Raw genomic sequence first — 4,885 nt, forward strand, 5'->3', positions numbered from 1 at the left:
TGCGGCGTGCTACCCGCGCGGCCGCCCACCCACGGATGGGTCACAAGAGCCGGTTTTCGCGGTCAGCGCGGCTCGGGCGACCCCGGCCGCACCAGCCCGTGCTCGTAGGCGAAGACCACCGCGTGCACGCGGTCGCGCAGGTGCAGCTTCGAGAGCACGCTCGCGACGTGTGACTTGACGGTGCTCGGCTCGACGACCATCTGCTCGGCGATCTCGGCGTTGGAGAGGCCCCGGGCGAGCAGGAGCAGCACGTCGTGCTCGCGGTTGGTGAGGGAGGCGACCGCGGGAGGGGGCGTCGTCGGGTGCGCCACCTGCTCCAGCAGCCTGCGCGTGCTCGCCGGCGCCAGGAGCGCGTCACCCTCGTGGATGGTCCGCACCGCGGCGAGGAGCTGGTGCGGTGGCGCGGTCTTGAGCAGGAACCCGGAGGCGCCGGCGCGGAACGCGTCGACGACGTAGTCGTCGAGGTCGAAGGTGGTCAGCATGATCACCCGACACTCCGGCACCTCGCGCAGGAGCTCGCGGCTGGCCGCGATGCCGTCCATGACCGGCATCCGGATGTCCATGAGCACCACGTCGGGGCGGGCGGTTGCGGCCACAGCGACGGCCTGCTCGCCGTCGCCCGCCTCGCCGACCACCTCGATGTCGGGCTCGGCATCGAGGATCAGGCGGAACCCGGCGCGGACCAGTGCCTGGTCGTCGGCCAGCAGCACGCCGATCATGACAACGACACCGGTGCCGTGGGGAGCAGCGCGCGGACGGTGAAGCCACCCGACTCGCCCCTCCCCGTCTCGACGGTGCCCCCGAACATGGTGGCCCGCTCGCGCATGCCGACGAGCCCGTGTCCGCGCCGCGCACCCCCACCGGGCTCGCCTCGACCGGTGTCCCGGACCTCGAGCTCGAGCGACCCGGCGAGATAGCGGACGGTGACGCAGGCCTGTGCCGGGCCGGCGTGTTTGAGGACGTTGGTCAGCGCCTCTTGCACGATGCGGTACGCCGACAGGTCCAGCGCGGGGGAGACCTCACGCCGCGGACCCTCGATGTGGAGCTCGACCGGGACGCCGGCGGCCCGGACGCCGGCGGCCAGCTCCTCGAGGTCGCCCAGCCCGGGCTGCGGGGCGAGCTCGGGCCGGTCACCCACGGCAGACTGGTTCCGCAGGACACCGAGCAGGGTGCGCATCTCGTCGACGGTCTGGCGGCCGGTGTCGGCGATCGTGTCCAGGGCCTGCCGGACCTGCGGCTGCCCGTCCTCGAGGATGCGCTCGGCCGCGGCCGCCTGCACGACCATCATCGAGACGTTGTGGGCGATCACGTCGTGCAGCTCGCGCGCGATCCGGCCCCGCTCGATGGCGACCGCCGCCTCGGCCCGGAGGTTCCGCTCGACCTCCAGCTCGGCGTTCGCCGCGGCCAGTGCCGCGTTCTGCAGCCGGCCGTGACGCACCCCCCGGCCGACCACCCACGCGGCGACCAGCCAGACGAACGACGGGACCGCGTGGCCCGCGCTCTGGCCGTGCTGCCAGATGACCACGAAGAGCCCGGCCGAGAGGACCAGCAGGACCACCGGGGCCCAGCGCGCCGCGCGGCCCGCGGCATGGGCGCCCAGTGAGTAGAACGCGAGTGCCAGCGCGACGAACGGCTGGAAGGCCGCCTCGTGCGGCGCGGCGGCGTAGATGCAGCCGGCGTTGGCGACCAGCACCAGGCTCGCGGCCGTGACCGGGAGCCGGCTGCGGACCGCGAGGGGGAGTGTCGAGCCGAGCGCCAGGGTCACCGCGACCGCCATGGGCTCTCCCCACGACGGGTCGCCCCGGACCACGTCGGCGATGGAGGTGATCGCGAGCAGGAGGGCCACGGCCACGTCCGCCGCGGTCGTCGTCACCCGCCGCCACCGGTCCGGCCAGGCGCCCGTCATGGCAGGAATGTAGGACCGGCACGGCCACCGGCGCCTCGCCCGAGCGGAGGACGTCGGGTTCCTCCCCGCGGCCGAGACGGGTTCGTCACCCGCGCCGATGACCTGGCCGGCGCTCCCGGCCTAGCGTCGCGGCGTCGTACCAGTTCCCAAGGAGGTCAGCTCGATGAGCACCAGCAACCACCACCCCGCCCTGGACCGCGCCGGCGCCTGCTCCGGCGTGCTGTTCGCGGTCGTCCTGTTCGTGGCCGCCGGCGACGGCAGCCAGGGCTTCAGTACGCCGCGGTCGGTCGCGGCGCTCGCCGCGATCACGCTCGCCCTGCCGTTCCTCGCCCACGTCGGCGCGCTGCTGCAGAGGTCCGGGGGCGCCGGCTGGACCGCGCCGGCGGTCCTGGCGGGGGGCGTCGCAGGAGTGACGCTGAAGCTGAGCAGCGAGGTGCCGGCCATCGCCGCCCACCGGATGGGTAGCGAGGGGAGTGCGCAGCTGACCCAGCTCACCGACGCGCTGGCCGGTGCGGCCACCGTCGCGAGCCTCGACGCGTTCGCCGTCTGCTGCGCCGCCGTGGCGATCGGCGGCCTCCTGACCCGCAGCCTGCCGAGGTGGGTGTGCGCCGGCGCCGGCGTGACCGCGGTCGCGCTCGTGGTCAACGGCTTCTTCCTCAGCACCGACTTCGTGGTGGCGTTCCTGCTGTTCAACGTCTGGTCGTTCGCCACGGGTGTGCACCTCCTGCGGCGGGCCGGCCGGCTGGACGCGCTGGCTGGCGAACCGGCGGTCGCCGCGCCGGGCCGCTCCGCCTGAGCCGGAACGGGCGCACCCTCGCCCGCGCCGTCCTGGCCGCGGGGGTAACGTTCCGCGCCGTGTCTGCTCGGGCGATCGAGGTCGTCGACCTCACGATGACCTACGGCGACCTCCGGGCCGTCGACGGCGTCAGCCTCGAGGTCGGGGAGGGCGAGTTCGTCGGGATCCTCGGGCCCAACGGCGCGGGCAAGACCACCACCCTGGAGACGATCGAGGGGCTGCGCCGTCCCGACTCGGGCAGCGTGACCGTGCTCGGCCAGCCGGTCTGGCCGCGCAACTCGGCGCTGCTGCCCCGGATCGGTGTCCAGCTGCAGGCGTCGTCGTTCTTCGAGCGGCTCACCGCGCGCGAGCAGATCCACACCTTCGCCTCGCTGTACGGCGTGGGCCCGGCCGCGGCGGACGAGTGGATGACCCGGGTCGGGCTCGACGACAAGGCCGACACCCGGGTCGAGCAGCTCTCGGGGGGCCAGGCCCAGCGGCTGTCGATCGCCTGTGCGCTGGTGCACGACCCAGATGTGGTCTTCCTCGACGAGCCCACCGCCGCGCTCGACCCGCAGGCGCGCCGCAACCTGTGGGACCTGCTCTCCGGGCTCAACGACTCCGGCCGCACCGTGGTGCTCACCACGCACTACATGGACGAGGCCGAGGTGCTGTGCGACCGGGTCGCGATCATGGACCACGGCCGGATCCTCCGGTTCGACTCGCCGGCCGCGCTGATCCGCGGCCTCGACGCCCCGGCCCGGATCACGGTCGCGCCCGGCCAGCTCACCCTCGACCAGGGCCGGGCGCTCTCCGGCGTGGACGACGCGATCGAGGCACCGGAGGGCGTCGTACTCACCACCCGGCAGCCGGCGACGGTCGTCTCCCAGCTCGCCGACGCCGACCACCTCGACGGCGTCCGGGTCCACACCGGCACCCTGGAGGACGTCTTCCTGGAGCTCACCGGCCGGGAGTACCGCGCGTGAGCGCCAACGTGGCGGCCTTCAGGGCGCTCTCGCTCGCGATCGTCAAAGGCTTCGTCCGCGACCGCACGTCGGTCTTCTTCGCGGTGGTCTTCCCGCTGATGTTCCTCGTGCTCTTCGGCGGCCTGTTCGCCGACCCGAGCCAGTCCAAGGTCGACCTCATCGTGGTGGGCGACGTCTCGCTGGTCGACCAGCTCCCGGAGGACGCCCGGGCGGCTTTCGACCAGACCTTCCACGTCGAGCACTCCGACGACCTCGATGCGGCGATCAGCAAGGTGAAGAAGGGTGACGCCGACGTCGCGCTGGAGATGCAGGGCGACACCTTGGTCGCCCACTACACCCAGACCGACCAGGTGAAGGCCGCAGTCACCCAGGGCACGCTGCGCGCGTTCGTCGACGGTGCCAACGTCGCCCAGCTCTCGGACGCGGCCGGCCAGCCGCCGCAGTTCGATCTGAAGACCGAACGGGTGGAGGACGACTCGCTCAAGACCATCCAGTACTACACGCCGGGGCTGCTCGGCTGGGCGGTGGCCATGAGTGCGGCGTTCGGCGCCGCAGCGACCATCCAGGGCTGGCGGCAGTCCAAGCTGATCCGCCGGCTCCAGCTGGCCCCGGTCTCGACCCGGACCGTGGTGGCCGCGCGGGTCTCGGTGACGATCGGGATCGCGCTGGTGCAGCTGGCGATCTTCGTGGGCATCGGGGCGGTGGCTTTCGGCCTCACGCTGACCGGCTCGTGGTGGATGTCGATCCCGCTGCTGATCGTCGGCACGCTGTGCTTCATGGCCATCGGACTGCTGGCCGGGGCGGTCACCAGGACCACCGAGGGCGCGGTCAACGCCGCCAACTTCATCGTGCTGCCGATGTCGTTCCTGTCCGGCTCGTTCTTCCCACTCGATGGGGCACCGGGCTGGCTGCGGGCCTTCGCCGTCCTGCTGCCGCTCAAGCACCTCAACGACGGGATGCTCGACGTCATGGTCCGCGGCGAGGGCCCGACCGCCGCACTCGCGCCGATGGCGATCCTGCTCGCCTTCGCGCTGGTGGTGACCCTCATCTCGGCCAGGCTGTTCCGCTGGGACACGGCCTAGGAGACTGCTGAACAATCGCGCGGCGCCTGCGCCGCGATAGCCGCACGCTGGCTGTGTTGCCGCCCCTCGAAAGGCGCCCAGCCTGCCTTCGGGACGGACGCCTTGCCATCGCACGACTCTCGCGACGCAGGCATCC

At 72.8% G+C, this 4,885-nt stretch carries 5 protein-coding genes; 3 read left to right on the forward strand and 2 right to left on the reverse strand.

Going from position 1 to position 4,885, the window contains the following annotated elements; translation table 11 throughout:
- Nucleotides 1-62: 62 nt before the first annotated feature.
- Nucleotides 63-719 (reverse strand): response regulator transcription factor, encoded by a 657-nt coding sequence (locus VFV89_RS06075; RefSeq protein ID WP_329705018.1) that lies wholly within the window; start codon nt 717-719, stop codon nt 63-65.
- Nucleotides 716-1,906: a sensor histidine kinase gene (locus VFV89_RS06080; RefSeq protein WP_329705019.1), complete on the reverse strand. Its 1,191-nt coding sequence runs from the start codon at nt 1,904-1,906 to the stop codon at nt 716-718. Before VFV89_RS06080 ends, VFV89_RS06075 begins: the two co-directional genes overlap by 4 nt.
- 163 nt (nt 1,907-2,069) lie before the next feature.
- Between VFV89_RS06080 and VFV89_RS06085 the strand changes: the two genes are divergently transcribed.
- Genes VFV89_RS06085 through VFV89_RS06095 form a run of 3 tightly spaced genes read left to right on the forward strand, consistent with a single transcriptional unit; the run spans nt 2,070 to nt 4,749 of the window.
- Nucleotides 2,070-2,702, forward strand: coding sequence for a hypothetical protein (locus tag VFV89_RS06085; protein ID WP_329705020.1), 633 nt, complete (start codon nt 2,070-2,072; stop codon nt 2,700-2,702).
- A 59-nt stretch (nt 2,703-2,761) separates the two neighbouring features.
- Complete coding sequence (locus VFV89_RS06090; protein ID WP_329705021.1) at nt 2,762-3,667, forward strand: ABC transporter ATP-binding protein; 906 nt, start codon at nt 2,762-2,764, stop codon at nt 3,665-3,667.
- Complete coding sequence (locus VFV89_RS06095) at nt 3,664-4,749, forward strand: ABC transporter permease (protein ID WP_329705022.1); 1,086 nt, start codon at nt 3,664-3,666, stop codon at nt 4,747-4,749. The genes VFV89_RS06090 and VFV89_RS06095 overlap by 4 nt, the downstream gene beginning before the upstream one ends.
- Nucleotides 4,750-4,885: the final 136 nt, after the last annotated feature.

The sequence above is a fragment of the Nocardioides sp. genome (assembly GCF_036274455.1).
GTDB lineage: Bacteria > Actinomycetota > Actinomycetes > Propionibacteriales > Nocardioidaceae > Nocardioides.